This is a genomic window from Ruegeria sp. PrR005 (assembly GCF_010500245.1).
Classification (GTDB): domain Bacteria; phylum Pseudomonadota; class Alphaproteobacteria; order Rhodobacterales; family Rhodobacteraceae; genus Ruegeria_B; species Ruegeria_B marisflavi.
Map to the genome: position 1 here is coordinate 337,431 of NZ_JAAGOX010000011.1, position 16,027 is coordinate 353,457.

Annotated in this window: 17 protein-coding genes; 10 read left to right on the top strand and 7 right to left on the bottom strand. The window is 66.1% G+C overall.

The window, feature by feature from the left end; translation table 11 throughout:
• Positions 1-30: 30 nt before the first annotated feature.
• The 3 genes from G0P99_RS08195 to G0P99_RS08205 are packed head-to-tail and all read right to left on the bottom strand — an operon-like array spanning position 31 to position 3,542.
• Positions 31-909, bottom strand: coding sequence for a 50S ribosomal protein L11 methyltransferase (locus G0P99_RS08195; RefSeq protein ID WP_164128889.1), 879 nt, complete (start codon positions 907-909; stop codon positions 31-33).
• Positions 909-2,303 (bottom strand): MATE family efflux transporter, encoded by a 1,395-nt coding sequence (locus G0P99_RS08200; protein ID WP_203583020.1) that lies wholly within the window; start codon positions 2,301-2,303, stop codon positions 909-911. Before G0P99_RS08200 ends, G0P99_RS08195 begins: the two co-directional genes overlap by 1 nt.
• A gap of 6 nt (positions 2,304-2,309) precedes the next feature.
• Positions 2,310-3,542 carry an MFS transporter gene (locus tag G0P99_RS08205; RefSeq protein WP_164128890.1) on the bottom strand — a complete coding sequence of 411 codons (1,233 nt, stop codon included), beginning with the start codon at positions 3,540-3,542 and terminating at the stop codon, positions 2,310-2,312.
• Positions 3,543-3,777: 235 nt separating this feature from the next.
• Here G0P99_RS08205 and G0P99_RS08210 point away from each other — a divergent pair, with 235 nt between their 5' ends.
• The 4 genes from G0P99_RS08210 (at position 3,778) to G0P99_RS08225 (ending at position 6,619) form a co-directional block, all read left to right on the top strand.
• Positions 3,778-4,842, top strand: a complete 1,065-nt coding sequence (locus tag G0P99_RS08210; protein WP_164128891.1) for a YeeE/YedE family protein — start codon at positions 3,778-3,780, stop codon at positions 4,840-4,842.
• A 110-nt stretch (positions 4,843-4,952) separates the two neighbouring features.
• On the top strand, positions 4,953-5,333 hold the full coding sequence (locus G0P99_RS08215) for a hypothetical protein (protein ID WP_239059728.1): 381 nt from the start codon (positions 4,953-4,955) through the stop codon (positions 5,331-5,333).
• Between the two features lie 15 nt (positions 5,334-5,348).
• A complete protein-coding gene (locus tag G0P99_RS08220) occupies positions 5,349-5,867 on the top strand; it encodes a sigma-70 family RNA polymerase sigma factor (RefSeq protein ID WP_164128893.1) in 519 nt (172 codons plus the stop codon).
• Entirely contained in the window at positions 5,864-6,619 is a 756-nt protein-coding gene (locus G0P99_RS08225) for an anti-sigma factor (protein WP_164128894.1), read from the top strand. Before G0P99_RS08220 ends, G0P99_RS08225 begins: the two co-directional genes overlap by 4 nt.
• 144 nt (positions 6,620-6,763) lie before the next feature.
• Here the strand turns inward: G0P99_RS08225 and G0P99_RS08230 are convergent, their stop codons facing one another.
• Positions 6,764-8,959, bottom strand: a complete 2,196-nt coding sequence (locus tag G0P99_RS08230) for a primosomal protein N' (protein WP_164128895.1) — start codon at positions 8,957-8,959, stop codon at positions 6,764-6,766.
• A gap of 103 nt (positions 8,960-9,062) precedes the next feature.
• Between G0P99_RS08230 and G0P99_RS08235 the strand changes: the two genes are divergently transcribed.
• The 6 genes from G0P99_RS08235 to G0P99_RS08260 all read left to right on the top strand — a co-directional run bounded on the left by G0P99_RS08235 (position 9,063) and on the right by G0P99_RS08260 (position 14,351).
• Positions 9,063-9,722: a helix-turn-helix transcriptional regulator gene (locus G0P99_RS08235; RefSeq protein WP_164128896.1), complete on the top strand. Its 660-nt coding sequence runs from the start codon at positions 9,063-9,065 to the stop codon at positions 9,720-9,722.
• Positions 9,723-9,875: 153 nt separating this feature from the next.
• Positions 9,876-10,913 (top strand): calcium-binding protein, encoded by a 1,038-nt coding sequence (locus G0P99_RS08240; RefSeq protein WP_164128897.1) that lies wholly within the window; start codon positions 9,876-9,878, stop codon positions 10,911-10,913.
• Positions 10,914-11,057: 144 nt separating this feature from the next.
• Positions 11,058-11,711, top strand: a complete 654-nt coding sequence (gene fsa, locus G0P99_RS08245; protein ID WP_164128898.1) for a fructose-6-phosphate aldolase — start codon at positions 11,058-11,060, stop codon at positions 11,709-11,711.
• A gap of 242 nt (positions 11,712-11,953) precedes the next feature.
• Positions 11,954-12,661: a DUF484 family protein gene (locus G0P99_RS08250; RefSeq protein ID WP_164128899.1), complete on the top strand. Its 708-nt coding sequence runs from the start codon at positions 11,954-11,956 to the stop codon at positions 12,659-12,661.
• Positions 12,658-13,578 carry a tyrosine recombinase XerC gene (locus G0P99_RS08255; protein WP_164128900.1) on the top strand — a complete coding sequence of 307 codons (921 nt, stop codon included), beginning with the start codon at positions 12,658-12,660 and terminating at the stop codon, positions 13,576-13,578. The genes G0P99_RS08250 and G0P99_RS08255 overlap by 4 nt, the downstream gene beginning before the upstream one ends.
• 65 nt (positions 13,579-13,643) lie before the next feature.
• On the top strand, positions 13,644-14,351 hold the full coding sequence (locus G0P99_RS08260; protein ID WP_164128901.1) for a phosphatidylcholine/phosphatidylserine synthase: 708 nt from the start codon (positions 13,644-13,646) through the stop codon (positions 14,349-14,351).
• Here G0P99_RS08260 and G0P99_RS08265 read toward each other — a convergent pair.
• The 3 genes from G0P99_RS08265 to G0P99_RS08275 form a co-directional block, all read right to left on the bottom strand.
• On the bottom strand, positions 14,317-14,937 hold the full coding sequence (locus tag G0P99_RS08265) for a bifunctional 2-polyprenyl-6-hydroxyphenol methylase/3-demethylubiquinol 3-O-methyltransferase UbiG (protein WP_164128902.1): 621 nt from the start codon (positions 14,935-14,937) through the stop codon (positions 14,317-14,319). The two genes, G0P99_RS08260 and G0P99_RS08265, sit on opposite strands and share 35 nt — an antisense overlap.
• The gene (locus G0P99_RS08270; RefSeq protein WP_164128903.1) at positions 14,927-15,385 is read right to left on the bottom strand and encodes a hypothetical protein; all 459 of its coding nucleotides are present in this window, start codon (positions 15,383-15,385) and stop codon (positions 14,927-14,929) included. Before G0P99_RS08270 ends, G0P99_RS08265 begins: the two co-directional genes overlap by 11 nt.
• Before the next feature lie 68 nt (positions 15,386-15,453).
• A complete protein-coding gene (locus tag G0P99_RS08275) occupies positions 15,454-15,906 on the bottom strand; it encodes a methylated-DNA--[protein]-cysteine S-methyltransferase (RefSeq protein WP_164128904.1) in 453 nt (150 codons plus the stop codon).
• Positions 15,907-16,027 lie beyond the last annotated feature (121 nt).

Here is a 16,027-nt window from a genome sequence, read left to right on the forward strand (position 1 = left end):
ACCTACGCCTAAAATGCCCCTAAAACTGGACTAAATTGCGACATTTTTGGACAGCAGCAGCGTCGTCCAGTCACCAATCTCTTCCCGTTCCACCAGATTGGTTCCAACCCGTGAATAAACCTCTATCACATCATCTGCCTGTTCGTTCAGGATACCCGACAGAATCGCGTATCCACCCTCGCGCAGATGCGCCGCGACATCCGGGGCAAGGGCCACAAGCGGTCCTTTGAGGATATTTGCGAATATCAGGTCATAGGGGGCATGTGCGCCAAGCTCGGGATGATCAAATCCCGCTGCTTCCAGGCATGTGACCCTGCCCGCCATCCCGTTCGCCTTCAGGTTTGCCTCTGCCACCTCGACCGCGACGGCGTCGATGTCCGAGGCCAGCACGTCGCCGTCCCAGACCCGCGCGGCGGCCATGGCCAACACGGCTGTGCCGCAGCCGATATCGGCGACCTTGCCCGCGTCAAACCCCTGCTCGATCAACCGGTCGAGAGCGCGCAGGCAGCCCAGCGTGGTGCCGTGATGCCCGGTGCCAAAGGCCATCGACGCCTCAATGAGAAGCGGGATGGAATCTGCCGGCACCTTGTCGGCGTCATGGCTTCCATAGACAAAGAACCGACCGGCCTCCACCGGCGAAAGCTCGCGCTTGACATGGGCGACCCAGTCCGTCTCGGGCAGTTCCGACACGACGAACGGCTGCGCCCCAAACGCCGCCGCCAAGAGCGCCAGCCCAGCGGCGTCCGGGGTCTCCGTGAAGTATCCCCCGACTTCCCACAGGCCGGACCCGTCCTCGAGTTCGAATACGCCGACCCCCGTCGGTTCGGGCGTCAGTTGTTCCATGGCCTCACCCAGCGCATCGGCCTGGGATTTGCCGGTCAGTGTGGTCAGCGCGGTATAGGTGGGCATCAGCGTCTCCTGTATCTGTCGGGATGCGCGTAGGGCCGTGGCGGCGCAAGGTCAAGCGGTGGCAGCATATGGCGGCCAAGCCCGATGACGAAGCGCCAACCCCAGTACGCCGCGCCCAGCCCAACGATCAGGCTACACAAGGCCTGGGCAAAGATCACCCCCTCGGCCCCGTAAAGACCCGCCAGCCATAGCGCGGCCGGAAGCGTCAGCACTCCGTCGCGCAGCCAATTGGTCAGCGTTGCGCGCCGCGCCTTGCCCAGCGCATTGAACGCCGCGTTCGACACGAAGAGCAGCGAGGCAAACACGAAACCGCCCGCGCCCACATGGGTAAAGGCGCGCAGCACCTCTTGCGCCGGGCCTTGCAGGTCGAACACCGCGCCGATCCCCGGTGCGGCCGCGCTGAGCAGCGCCCACATGATCAGAGTGTAGCCAACCCCGAACAGCACCGCGTCCCTGTAGGTCGAGCGCAAACGCGCGTGTTCGCGCGCGCCGAAATTCTGGCCAAAGATACCGCCAATGGCGCCTGCCAGCGAGAAGATACCGCCAAAGGCCACGACCGTCAGCCGCCCGACAACCGCCCAGCCTGCCATTGCCTGATCACCGAACTGCGCCATGACCGAGGTCAGGATGTAATTGCCGACCGGAGCAGCCAACTGAGTCAGGATCGCCGCGACGGCAATCGCCATAAACGGCCGAAGCGTTCCTATCACGTCACGCCGCCGGGGCCGTGCCAGCAGGTCGTGCGGCCCGGTGGCAAAGCGAAGCGCCATCCCCAGCATGACGAAGCGCGACAGCACCACGCCCAGCGCGGCGCCGTCCAGCCCCATGCCAAGACCATAGATCAGGAACGGGTCGATCACCATCGCGACCCCGCCGGAAGTCAGGGTTACCGACATCGAGCGTACCCCGTCGCCTTCGGCGCGCAGCGCGCCATTGGCCACCATTCCCGCCGCCATCACGCCCAGCGAGGGCACCGTCATCGCAAGATACCGCGCCGCCAGCGCCGCCGTCTCGCCGGTCGCGCCAGACAGGCCGACGATCTGGTCGCGAAACACAAAGATAAACAGACCAACAAGGCTCTGGACACCAAAGGCGATCATCATCGCGCTGGTGGCGTGCCGCCGGGCGAGGCCGCGCCGTCCCTGCCCGATCCCGCGCGAGATCAAGGCCACCGCGCCGATCATCAGCCCGATGCCGACGCTGACCGACAGGAACTGGATGGCAAAGGAAAACCCGATCGCGGCCATCAGGCGCGGCTCGCCCAGCCGCGAGATCCAGTAGAGATTGGCGGCATCCACCAGGAAAACAAAGGTAATGCCCATGGCGCCGGTCAGGGTCATCCGGACCACGTGACCCATGGTCGAGCCGCTCAGGAACCTCCCGCGCCGCTCCATCCGCGCCTACTCCGCCGGGGCGGGTGCGTATTTCGACAGCACCGTTTCGTTGCCCGGTTCGGGATGGCGGGGAATGAGCAGTGACAGCGCCAGGGAACACAGTGCCATCAAAGCAGCCAGACCAAACACCGCCGAGGGTGACACCACCCACAAAAGACCCAGCAGCACCGGCAGGAACACCGCTGCGATATGGTTGATGGTAAAGGCCACGGCAGCCGTGGGGGCGATATCCGCAGGGTCGGCGATCTTCTGGAAATAGGTCTTCAGCGCCAGCGCCAGGGCGAACAGGATATGATCGATCACATAGAGAACCGCCGCGATCATCACGCCCCAGCCGAACCAGTAGATGCCGCCGTAACAGGCAAAGACCAGCGCCAGCCCCGAATATTCGAATATCAGCGTGCGCCGTTCCCCGAACCGCGCCACCGCCCGGCCCAGCATCGGCGCCGCGATCATGTTGATCACCAGGTTGACCAGGTACAGGCCGGTGAGTTCATGGACGTCGAAGCCGAACTTCTCGACCATCATAAACCCTGCAAATACAACGAAAATCTGCCGCCTGGCACCCGCCATGAACTGAAGCAGGTAGTAAAGCCAGTAGCGTCGGCGCAGAACCAGTTTCCTGACCTGCGGGGTCGGGGCCTCGAACTGCGGATAGGCCAAAAGACAGAACAGAGCCATCACCGCCGTCAGCCCGCCTGCCGCCATGAACACGGTGTTATAGCTCAGCTCGAACCGGTCCCAGGTCAGCACGATCAGCCCATAGATCACCAGCGTCGAGGCCGAGCCGGTGGCGACCAGCCATCCCAGCACCTGCGGCGCCCGGTCCTTGGGCAGCCATTGCAGTTGCAGTGACTGATTGACCGTCTCGTAATAGTGAAAGCCGATCGAGCTGAAAAGCGTCACCATCAACAGCCCGCCGAGGCTTGGGAACCACGCGGTGACGGCCGTCGCGACGCCCAAAAGGATCAATGAAACAAGGCCCAAAACCTGTTCGCGCATCACCAGCAGCACGGCGATCACACCGATGGCCAGAAAGCCCGGGATCTCGCGCACCGTGTGCAACAGGCCGATGTCGGCACCGTCGAAATTTGCGGCTTCGATGACAAAATTGTTGAGCAGCGCGCTCCAGGCGTTGAAGGCAATGGGCATGGTCATCGCCATCACGAACAAAAGCGTGATGGGGCGGCGCCAGAACGGCAGGTTTTGCGCCTCGGACAGGGGAACGAGCGATCTCATAAATTTCCTCTACGCCCAATCCAGGACCTTGGCGAGCAGAAAGCCGGGGGCGCACACAGACCTTGCGCCGATGCGCAGAACCGCCGCCGTGGTTGCAAATTGACCGTTTTGTACTGGCTCCGGAGCACCGATTGACCGTTTTGTACAGGGCTTTCGTGCCCGGGATGACATAAATCAAATCAAACATCAGAATGTGTTTCTATAAGTCATCAACCGGAATCGGATGGAGTCCGCCATGGATATCGTCAGCCTTGTCGAGCGCATCGGCGAAGCCCCCACCGCCGCCCTGTTCGGTCTGATCACCGGCATCACCTTTGGCGTTGCCGCGCAGCGGTCGCGCTTCTGCCTGCGCGCCGCAACGGTGGAGTTTGCCCGTGGCCAGATGGGGGACAAGGTGGCGGTCTGGCTGCTGACCTTTTCGACCGCGCTGGTCTGGGTGCAGGCGGCGCAGCTGACCGGGCTGATGAACGCCGCCGATGCCCGCATGATGGCGGTGCCCGGCAGCTGGTCGGGGGCGATCATCGGCGGGTTGATGTTCGGCGCCGGTATGGTGCTGGCGCGCGGATGTTCGGGGCGCTTGCTGGTGCTGGCGGCGACCGGCAACCTGCGCTCGGTGGTGTCGGGGCTGATCTTTGCGGTGGTGGCGCAGATGAGCCTGTCGGGTCTGTTGTCGCCGCTGCGCGACAAGCTGGCGGCGCTGTGGATCACCGAGGGCGGGCGCAACATGAACCTGCTCACCACCTTTGGCCTGCCGGAATACGGCGGTCTGGTGCTGGGCCTGATGTGCGCGGTGTTGGCGCTGGTAATCGCGCGCCGCAACGAGATTGGCGCCGCAAGGCTGGTCTTTGCCTCGGGCGTGGGGTTTGCCGTCGCGCTGGGCTGGGTGCTGACCTATGCGCTGAGCCAGGTGGCCTTTGAACCGGTGCAGATCGAAAGCGCCACCTTTACCGGGCCATCGGCGCATACGCTGATGTTCTTTCTCGACCGGAACGCGGTTCTGGAATTCGACGTCGGGCTGGTGCCCGGCGTATTCATCGGCGCGATGATCGCCGCGGCGCTGGCGGGCGAGATGAAGATCCAGGCCTTTGACGGGCCGGTCACCATGCGCAAGGCGATGATCGGCGCGGCGCTGATGGGGTTCGGCGGCATGCTGGCGGGTGGATGCGCGATTGGTGCGGGCGTGACCGGCGGTTCGATCTTTGTCGGTACCGCATGGGCGGCGCTGTTTTTCATGTGGGTGGGGGCCATGGCCACCGATTTCCTGATCGACCAGCGCGCCACCAGCCCCAGGGCCGCCTAGGCGCGCGATCACGAAAACGCGAGGTCGGGGATTATTTGCGACGCGCTGTCGTCCTTTGTTCTGCCGGTTGCATGAGGCGCCGGTTGCATGAGATCAGAAGGACACCCGATATGACCCTGAAACCCAGCCTTGCCCTGGCCGCCCTGTCGCTGGCCATTGCCACATCCGCCCTGGCGGGCGCCGCGATCCAGACCGGCGACACCGCCAAGGGCGCGGTGCTGACCGATGGCAATGGCCTGTCGCTTTATACCTTTGACAAGGACACGCCCGCCGTGTCGAACTGCTATGACGATTGCGCGGCGAAATGGCCGCCGCTCGAGGCCGCGAACACCGCCCGGCCGCAGGGCGCGTTCGGCATCGTGCTGCGCGCTGACGGCTCGCGCCAGTGGACCCACAAGGGCATGCCGCTTTACACTTGGGTCAAGGATGCCAAGGCCGGTGACATCACCGGTGACGGGGTCAAGGGCGTCTGGCACCTGGCCCGTCCCTGACGGCGGAGCGGTTGAATGGCGATCCTCGACCAGATCGAAGCCCTGATCCCCGACTTGCGCCGCTATGCCCATGCGCTGATGCGGGACCGCGAGGCGGGCGACGACCTGGTTCAGGATTGTCTGGAACGGGCGGTGGCGGGTCTTGCCGGCCGCCGCCCGGACGGCGCGCTCAGGGCCTGGCTGTTTCGCATCCTGATAAACCGGCATCGCGACCTGCGCCGCCGCGCGGCGCGCGCGGGCCATCTGGTGGCGGTCGAGGATCTGGTGGTGGAACCGGCCCATCCCGCCGGGCAGGACAGCCATATGGCGCTGCGCGAGACCGAGGCCGCGATTGCCCGCCTGCCCGAAGATCAGCGCCGCGCGCTCTTGCTCGTGGCGCTGGAAGGGGCCAGTTTCGACGAGGCGGCGGCGGCGCTCGACATCCCCAAGGGCACGCTGATGTCGCGGCTGGCGCGCGCGCGGGCCAATCTGAGAACCATGACCGGGCGCGGGGAACCCTCTGCTGGCCCGGCCCAAAGGGGTAAAGGCGTATGACCCAGGACCCGCTGAGCGACGAAGAGCTGATCGCCTATTTCGAGGATGCGCTGCCAATGGACGAGCGCGCCGCGCTGGAGGCGCGGCTGGCGCAGGATCCGCGCGCCCAGGCGCTGTTGTCGGACTGGGCGCGGCAAAATGCCGAGATCCGCGCGCTTTACGGCGAGACGGACGCCGAACCGGTGCCCGCGCGGCTGCGCGAGGCCCTGCGCCCGCCCCCGGCGCCGCGCGCGCCGCTGCTGCGGCAGGCGCTGGCGGCCATGGCCCTGTTGGCGCTGGGTCTTGTCGGAGGCTGGACCGGGCACGCCCGGCTGGGGCCCGGCACCCCCGCCCCGGCACTGGCCGATGCGGCGCTGACCGCGCACAGGACATATGTCGTCGAGGTGGTGCATCCGGTCGAGGTGCCGGCCAGCCAGCGCGACCATATGGACAGCTGGATGTCCAAGCGCATCGGCGCGCCGGTCAGCCCGCCAGACCTGTCAGCCTCGGGCTTTGCCCTGATGGGCGGGCGCATCCTGCCCGCGGGCGAGCGCGCCGCCGGGCTTTACATGTATGAGAATGCCCAGGGGCAGCGGATCACCCTCTATGTGGCGCAACAAGAGGCGGGCGACAGCGCCTTTCGCTTTGCCGGAGACCGGCAGACCGAAAGCCTGCAATGGGCCGATGGCGGGCTGGGATATGTCCTGACCGGCGCCCTGCCCCGCGAGGATCTGCGCCAGATGGCCACGAGCGCCTATGAGCAGCTGCTGTAACCGTGGTGAGGCTGGTCAGGGGGCGCTGCCCCCTCAGCCTTCGGCCTCGCCCCCGGAGTATTGCTGACCAGAAAGAAGCCGAACCGGACTGCTGCTTCTTTCTGGTCAAAAATACTCATGCACGCGTTCGAGGCCCGCGAAGCGTCAAAGAAAGCTCTGCGGGTCGATATCGACGCTGAGGCGCAGGTCACCCTTGAGGCGCAGCGGCGCGATCCAGCGGGCGATCGCTTCTTGCAGCGGCGCGCCCTTGGGCGCCTTGACCAAGAGCCGCACCCGGTGGCGGCCCCGGACGCGGGCGATGGGGGCGGGTGCGGGGCCGAAGACCTGCGCCCCGATCTGGCGCAGGGGCGCATCGTTGCGCGCCAGCGCGTTGCCGAGGTCGAAGACCGGCCCGGCCTCGGGGCCGGACAGGATGATTCCGGCCATGCGCCCGTAGGGTGGCACGCCCGCGGTCTGCCGCTCGGCGGCCTCGGCCTGCCAGAACCGTTCCTCGTCGCCGCCGAGGATGGCGCGGATCACCGGGTGGTCGGGCTGGAAGGTCTGCAACAGCGCCTGTCCCGGTTTCTCGGCGCGCCCCGCCCGGCCCGCCACTTGGCGCATCAGCTGGAAGGTGCGTTCGGCGGCGCGCAGATCGGAGCCTTGCAGACCCAGATCGGCGTCGATCACCCCCACCAGCGTCAGTTGCGGAAAGTTGTGCCCCTTGGCCACCAGCTGGGTGCCTATGACGATATCGGCCTCGCCCGCCGCGATCTGTTCGATCCGTTCCTTGAGGGCGCGGGCCGAACCGAAGAGGTCGGAGCTGAGCACCGCCAGCCGCGCCTCGGGAAAGGTGGCGGCGGCCTCTTCGGCGAGCCGTTCGATGCCGGGACCGACCGGGGCCAGCCGCCCTTCGGCGCCGCAATGGGGACAGGTGTCGGGGATCGGCTTGGTCTCGCCGCACTGATGGCACATCAGCCGTTTCAGGAACCGGTGTTCGACCATGCGCGCATCGCAGTGGTCGCAGCCGATCTGCTGGCCGCAGGCGCGGCAGAGCGTGACCGGGGCATAGCCGCGCCGGTTGATGAAAAGGAGCGACTGTTCGCCTTTGGCCAGCCGGTCGGCCACCGCCGCACGCAAGCTGGGCGAAATCCAGGTGCCGGAGGTCATCGCCTCGGCCCGCATGTCGATGGCGCGCATCTCGGGCAGGGTGGCGGCGCCGAACCGGGATGAAAGCTCCAGCCGTTCGTATTTGCCCGCCTCTGCATTGGCCCAGCTTTCGAGCGATGGCGTGGCGCTGGCCAGCACCACCCGCGCGCCACAGATCGCCGCGCGCAGCACGGCCATGTCGCGGGCATTGTAGAGTACGCCATCCTCCTGCTTGTAGGAGGTGTCGTGTTCCTCATCCACGATGATCAGGCCCAGGTCGCGGAAGGGCAGGAACAGCGCCGAGCGGGCGCCCACCACCAGCTGTGCCTCGCCCTGCCCCACCATGCGCCAGATGCGTCGGCGTTCAGTCATGGTGGCGCCCGAGTGCCATTCGGCGGGGCGCGCGCCAAAGCGCGCCTCGACCCGGGTCAGGAACTCGGCCGTGAGCGCGATTTCCGGCAGCAGCACCAGCGCCTGACGGCCCATGCGCAGCGCCTCGGCCACCGCCTCCAGATAGACCTCGGTCTTGCCTGCACCGGTAACGCCCTTGAGGAGCGTGGTGCCATAGTTGCCGCTGCGCAGCCCGGCACGCAACCTGTCGGCCGCGGCCGCCTGATCCTCGGTCAGCGGCTTGCCGGGCAGGTCGGAGTCGAGATGCGGATAGGGCAGATCGCGGGGGCTGTCCTCTTCGCGGACGGCGCCCTGTTTGACCAGCCCCTTGACCACGGACGAGGTCACCCCGGCCATCTCGGCCAGTTCACGCAGGGTGAAGGCCAGCCCGCCATAGTCGCGCAGCACCGCGAGCACGCGGGCCCGGGCCTCGGTCATGCGGTCGGGTTCGGCCCCGCCCAGCCGGTAGATCTTGCGCATCGAGGGCGGATCGCCCAGCCCCGGCGCACGGGTGGCCAGCCGCAGCATCGCGGGCAGCGGTGTCAGCGTATAATCGGCGGCCCGGATCAGAAAGGCGCGCATTTCCTCGCGCATGGGCGGGACATCGAGCACCCGCAGCACCGAGCGGACCTTGGAGCGGTCGAAATCACCCCGGCCCGGTCCCCAGATCACGCCCAGCACCTTGCGCGGGCCAAGCGGCACCTCGACAAAGGCGCCCGCGAAACAGCCACCTTCGGGTGCCTTGTAATCGAGGGTACGGTCGAGCGGTTGCGTGGTCAGGACCGAGACAAGGGAACCGGCATCGTAGAACGCTCCTTCTTCCATTGCCGAATGCCCCCGGATAGCCTGCTTCCAACACCGCCCGGCGGCTGCGGCCTGGGATCGACAGGGCGCAGCGGGCGGTCTCATTTGGTTCGAGGTACCGCACATGTTGCTGCAAGGGCAAGACTGGGCAAAACTCTGCCGCGCCTACCGGCACCGGCGCGGCTTGAAACAAGAGGCGATGGCACAGGATTTCAACGTCGACCAATCGACGGTGAGCCGGTGGGAGCGCGGCACGCGCGAACCCTCGTTGCCCGCGAAACAGGCGATTCTGAACGAGATGCTGGAAACCGGCCGCGCAGGCCCGGACCAGACCATGCGGTTGATGCTGGAGCAGAGCGGCTCGGCCGTGGCGGTCTGGGGTCGGGATCACCGGCTGCTGGGCTGTTCGCCACGGTTCGAGCGCGAGGCGCTGTTGGAAGGCGATGAGGGCGTCGAGGCAGGCGGGTCTCTGTTCGGCAGGGCGCATGTGATCGGGCATGTCCTGGACAGGCTGGATGAGCGGGGGTTTTTCGACGGCGCGGTGATGCTGGCCGTGCTGCGGCTGAACCCGTTTCTGCAACAAAGACGGGTCGCGGTGGGGGGTGTCATCGTGGTGTCGATGTTCCCCGTCCGCGATGCGGCGGGTGAGATCGCGGTTCTGGCCATCCATGACCACGACGTGTTCGGAACCCCGCTGGAGCGGGACACGGAGGTGATGATCTCCTTCGCCGGAAGCCGGGATGGCCATAGCCAGACGGTCTTTTCGGAATTGCCGGAGGGGTGAGACCGGCCTGTGGGGCTCGGCGGAAAGCCGCCGCAAGACCGGCAATAACCCGCTGATATATATGTCATAAATTGGCATATCGCCCGATCTGGACCGGGGTGGGGGAGCGCGCCTAGCTATGGCCCGGCAACACTCAACAGACGGGAACACACCATGGCACACATCCTGGGCGATCTATTCGCCAACCAGCTGAACGGCACCCAGTTCGCCGACCTGATCGAAGGTCTGGCCGGGAATGACACCCTCAACGGGCATGGCGGCGACGATATCGTTCTCGCCGGGGACGGTGCCGACAGCGTCAATTCCGGGGCCGGGAATGACACGGTCGAGGGCGGCGCGGGCAATGATACGCTGAACGGCGGGTCCGGCGATGACAGGGTCGAAGGCGGCGCAGGCGACGATCTGGTCAAGGGCAGTGACGGCAACGATCTGCTGTTCGGCGGATCGGGCGACGATGTGATGTCGGGCGGGCGCGATGACGACGAGGTGCATGGCGGCGACGGCGCGGACGAGCTGCACGGCAATGCCGGGCAGGACCTGTTGTTTGGCGGCTCGGGCGATGACGCCCTCTATGGCGATGCGGGCAATGACACGCTCGAAGGGGGCGCGGGCAATGACATGCTCTATGGCGGTGATGGCGACGACCTGCTCTATGGCTTTTCCTGGGGTGGAGAGCCGGTTCCGGCACAGGATGCCGGGGCGCTGGTGAATGCGGATGAGCCGGTCGAGGACACCGATTACCTGCAAGGCGGCAGTGGCGCCGATACGTTCGAATTCCGCTGGCTGATCGACGCCAAGGACGAGATCATCGCCAAGCATACGGATGCAAATGGCAATATCGACTATTCGATGAACGGCGTGGCCGGGGAAAACAGCAATGTCCATGATCACTGGGTCGAGAGCATCGGCACCAATGTGGTGACCGACTTCGACGCCGCCGAGGGCGACACGCTGGTGTTCCGCGGGCACACAGTGCAGCTCGAGAGCGCGAGTCATGCCGATTTCGATGGCAATGGCCAGGTCGACACCATTCTGGCGTTTGTGTCGAACCAGGGTGGCAATGGCGGCGCGCATGACGGCGACAAGGTGGGTCAGGTCGTCATTCTGAACCAGAAGATCGACGCGGCCGATATCGCGGTCGACGCGGGCGTGTTCTTTGGCGTCGAGGAGCCGTTCTCGGTCCTGGGATAGGACGGCACCCCCACTCACGCAGCCGTCCGAGAAGGTCCGGGGCCGGTGGCCCGGGCCTTCTCTCATTTGACAGGTGGGACTCCCGCTCGGGGGCGGGCTGCGCTAAGAGGGGCAATCCCGCGTGAATCGCTGACAGGAGCATCCATGAAATTCTTCGTTGATACCGCCGAGATCGACGCCATTGCCGAGCTGAACGACCTGGGCATGGTCGATGGCGTTACCACCAACCCCTCGCTGATCAAGAAGTCGGGCCGCGATATCATCGAGGTCACCCGCGAAATCTGTGCCATGGTCGATGGGCCGGTGTCCGCCGAGGTGACGGCGACCGATGCCGAGACCATGATCGCCGAAGGGCGCAAGCTGGTCGAGATCGCGGGGAACATCGCGGTCAAGGTGCCGCTGACCTGGGACGGGCTGAAGGCCTGCAAGGTGCTGTCGGACGATGGCCATATGGTGAACGTGACGCTGTGCTTTTCGGCCAACCAGGCGCTGCTGGCGGCCAAGGCGGGGGCGACCTTCATCTCTCCGTTCATCGGGCGGCTCGACGATATCAACCTGGACGGGATGGAGCTGATCGAGGATATCCGCACCATCTATGACAATTACGGGTTCGAGACGCAGATTCTGGCCGCCTCGATCCGTTCGGTGAACCATATCCTGGACAGTGCCCGGATCGGCGCCGATGTGATCACCGCGCCGCCCTCGGTGATCAAGGCGATGGTGAACCATCCGCTGACCGACAAGGGGCTTGATGCCTTTCTGGCCGATATCAAGGCGGCGGGGATCAAGATCCTCTAACCGGATCGTCCCCCGGAACCGGGATAAAGAAAATTCGTCGAATTTTCTTCGGCGCGCCGCGTGGCAGCGCGGCGCCCGGCCCAACGGGAGGCGCCCGATCGGCAGATCGGGCAACGACGGGCGGGAGCGGCCCGCCCCATGGGTTGCATCCACAGGTAGAAATCTGCCCAGATGTAGATTTTTTCAGCGGCAAAGCCGCGATCCCGTGTTATAAAACCGCCCAACAAGAATACGAGGCTGGAATGAGCAGTAGCCCGAAACTGGACGACACGCTGCGCGAGGCGATCCTCGCCAAACCGCAATCCGTGCTGGACGACAAGGATGTCATGCACGCGCTTGTGGCAGCCAACGAGCGCGCCATGGGCGGCAATATCATCGACCTGCGCGGCATCGCGATGGAGCGGCTCGAGGCGCGGCTGGACCGGCTGGAGGACACCCACCGTTCGGTCATCGCCGCCGCTTATGAGAATCTCGCGGGCACCAACCAGGTGCACCGCGCGGTACTGCGATTGCTGGAGGCGGCCGATTTCGAGACCTTCCTGCGTGATCTCGGCGGCGAGATCGGCGAGATCCTGCGCGTCGATTCGGTGCGGCTGGTGCTGGAGAGCGCGCAGCCGGAACAGGGCCAGGCGCTGGAGCGGCTGGGCGAGGTGCTGAGCGTCGCCGAGCCGGGTTTCATCGAGCGCTACCTGACCGGCGGGCGCGGCCCCAGTGCGCGGCAGGTCACCCTCAGGCAGATGCAGACCGGATCGCGCCAGGTCTATGGCCGGCAGGCGGACTGGATCCGCTCGGAGGCCTGCCTGAAGCTTGACCTTGGCAAAGGGCGGCTGCCCGGCATGCTGGCCTTTGGGGCCGAGGATCCGCACCAGTTCACCCCGCAACTGGGGTCGGACCTGTTGGCGTTCTTCGCCGGTGTGTTCGAACGTTCGATGCGCCGCTGGCTGTCGTGACCCTGATCTCGCCCGCCTGCCGCGACGCGCTCCAGCATTGGCTGGAGACCCGGTCGGCGCTGGCGGGCCAGGCCGAGAACACCATCGCCGCCTATCGCGGCGACGTGACCGATTTCATCGCGTTCATGACAGACCATCACGGCGGGCCGCAGGGGCTGGGCGCGCTGGCCCGGATCGGGGTGCCCGACATGCGCGCCTGGATGGCGCGGACGCGGGCCGATGGCACCGGCGCCCGGTCGCTGGCGCGCAAGCTGTCGGCGGTCAAGAGTTTCTACCGCTGGCTGGCCGAGCGCGAGGGGTTCGAGCCAACCGCCGTGCTGTCCACCCGCGCGCCCAAGTTCCAGAAGAAACTGCCGCGTCCGCTGGCCGAGGAGGCCGCGCGCGCCATGATCGACACGGTCGAGTTGCAATCGGCCAAGCCTTGGGTCGCCGCCCGGGACATGGCGGTGGTGACCCTGCTGTATGGTTGCGGCCTGCGGATCTCCGAGGCGCTGGCGCTGAGCGGGCGTGACGCGCCGCTGCCCGCGACGCTCCGCATCCGTGGCAAGGGCGGCAAGGAGCGGCTGGTGCCGGTGATCCCCGCCGCGCGCGATGCGGTCGACACCTATCTGCACCTCTGCCCCTGGCCGCAGGAGGTCAACGGGCCGCTTTTCCTCGGTGTCCGTGGCGGGCCGCTCAACGCGCGCAGCATCCAGGCGGTGGTGGCGCGGGCGCGGATGCAGCTTGGCCTGCCCTCAACCGCCACGCCGCACGCGATGCGCCACAGCTTTGCCACCCACCTGCTGGAGGCCGGCGGCGACCTGCGCGCGATCCAGGAATTGCTGGGCCATGCCTCGCTGTCGACAACCCAGGCCTATACCGCCGTCAACACCGCGCATCTTATGGATGTCTACAACCGCACCCATCCAAAAGCATGACGCCAAAGCGGGCCGGGCCGCGATCTCGGTTTGCATGATGGCGGATTTTCCGTCATGAGGAGGGCATGACTCCTCAACTCCGCGCCCTCTTCGTCCATCTCTTCACTGCCACTGGTGCCGTCTTCTCGATGCTGGCGATGCTGGCGGCGGTAGATGCCAAATGGGATCTGATGTTTCTCTGGCTGGTTGTGGCCTTTGTGGTCGACGGGATCGACGGGCCGCTGGCCCGGAAATACCACGTCAAGACCTATGCGCCCGAGTTCGACGGGGTGCTGTTGGACCTGATCATCGACTATCTGACCTATGTGTTCATTCCCGCATTTGCCCTGTTCAAATCCGGGCTTATGGACGGCTGGACCGGCTGGTTCGCGATCATCGTCATCACATTCGCCAGCGCGATGTATTTCGCCGACACGCGGATGAAGACCAAGGACAACTCGTTCTCCGGCTTTCCGGGCTGCTGGAACATGGTGGTTCTGGTGATCTTTGCGCTGGAGCCCAATTTCTGGGTCAGCCTGGTGCTGGTGACCGTGCTGGCGGTGGCGATGTTCCTGCCGCTGAAATTCGTTCACCCGGTGCGGACCGAGCGCTGGCGCAAGGTGACCCTGCCGATGGCGCTGGCCTGGACCTTCTTTGCGGGCTGGGCGGCCTGGGTCGGGTTCCATCCCGAAAGCTGGGCGCATTGGGGGCTGGTGGTGACCAGCATCTACCTGATCTTCGCGGGCATCGCCCAGATGATCATTCCCGAGAAAGACACAGCCAGTCCGTTCTGACCCCGGCCGCCCGGTTTTCCGGCTGGACCGAGGCCAGCCCGGTGCGGCAACGCAGGATGGTCAGGCCACGCCGTTCCACGTGTCTCACCAGAGCGGTCGTATCGACCGGGAACCCGGGCCGATCCGGCGGGGTCGGCCCATGGCGCAGCGACAGAACCGCCCGTCCCCCCGGCGCCAACAGACAGGCCATGCTGTCGATCGCGGTGATCTGGTCTGCGGGCGGCAGATGGTGCAGCACCCCATTGGCCAGCACCAACAGATATCGCTGTGCCGCGCCGCGCAGCACGGACAAATCCGGCAGACGGTCGTCGCACCAGTCGACGATCTCGCCATGCCGCGCCTGCCCCGCGGAGCACAGGGCCTCCACCGGCTCGACGGCGCGCGTGCGGTATCCCTGCCGCGCCAGCCAGGCCGCGTCGCGGCCCGTCCCGGCCCCGATGTCCAGCGCCGGTCCCGGCGGCGGCGGCAAGAGATCGGCCACCGGCGCAAGGATCTGTGACGAGGACAGCGCCTCGAACCGAGCGATCAACCCGGGTGCGGCCGACCGATAGCCGGCCAGGACCCGGGCGACCGTGTCACATGACATCGTCGATGACGACTTCAGCTCCGTTATGGGTAAAGCTCTCGCCGGCCTTCAATCCCGCCATCGCCAGGTAGATCGGGCTCTGTGTCGAGATCCCCATATAGGTCTTGCCATTGGCCTCGAACCGGGTGGTCGAGACGCAGACGATGAAGTTGCGGCCGCCAAACGACACCGCAGCCCCCGGCCGCACCGTGTCGGTCAGCGAGAAATCGGTATTCTCGATCGCGTCGACCTTGGCATGGTGCGCCTGTACCGGGGCATCAAAGGCGGCAGCCAGGTCGCGGCTCTCGCGCGAGGCGACGAGGTCGTCCTTGTCATGCACCTCGCGCTCGTCCAGCTGCGATTCCTTGAGATAGGCCTCGTAATGGGCCTTGGCCGCGGCCAGTTCGGCGGCCTCCAGCGACATCAGCTTGTCGTGCACGGCCTGTTTCAGAACGGCGCGGTCGGTCATGGGCGTCTCCTTGCTCTTCTTCGGCACGTTATCTGGCCGGGCTGCGGGTCAGATTGCCTTGATCTGGGTCAGATGAGCAAGCCCGCAGCGCCCTCGAGACGCAAAAGAGCCACTTTTGTCTCCACCCCGCCCGCGCCGGAAAACCCGGTCAGCCCCTTGGCGCCCATCACCCGGTGGCAGGGGATCAGGATCGGGATCGGATTACCGCCGCAACACTGGCCCACCGCCTGCGCCGAGGAGCCGAGATCGCGGGCGATCTCGCCATAAGTGCGGGTATAGCCATAGGGGATGGCGGACATTGCGTCACAGACCGCGCGTTGCAGGGCCGAGCCGCGCACCCGCATCGGCAGGTCAAAGGTCTCGCGCGTCCCCTGGAAATACGCGGTCAACTGCGCCGCCGCCTGGTCGAGCAGCGGCGTGTGGTCCGAGCCGCCCTGCCCCCATGTGGCACGGGTGATCGCGCCCTCCTCCTCGGTCAGGACAAAGGCGCCGGTGGGGGTATCGACGGTCAGGCTGGGCATATCCCGACCATGGCCGCGCCCAGTTCCCGGCGCAAGAGGTGACCGCACCAAACGCCCCTTCATTTCGCTGGAAATACTCCGGGGGGTCCGGGGGGCAGCGCCCCCCGGCCGGTCGCCGCCG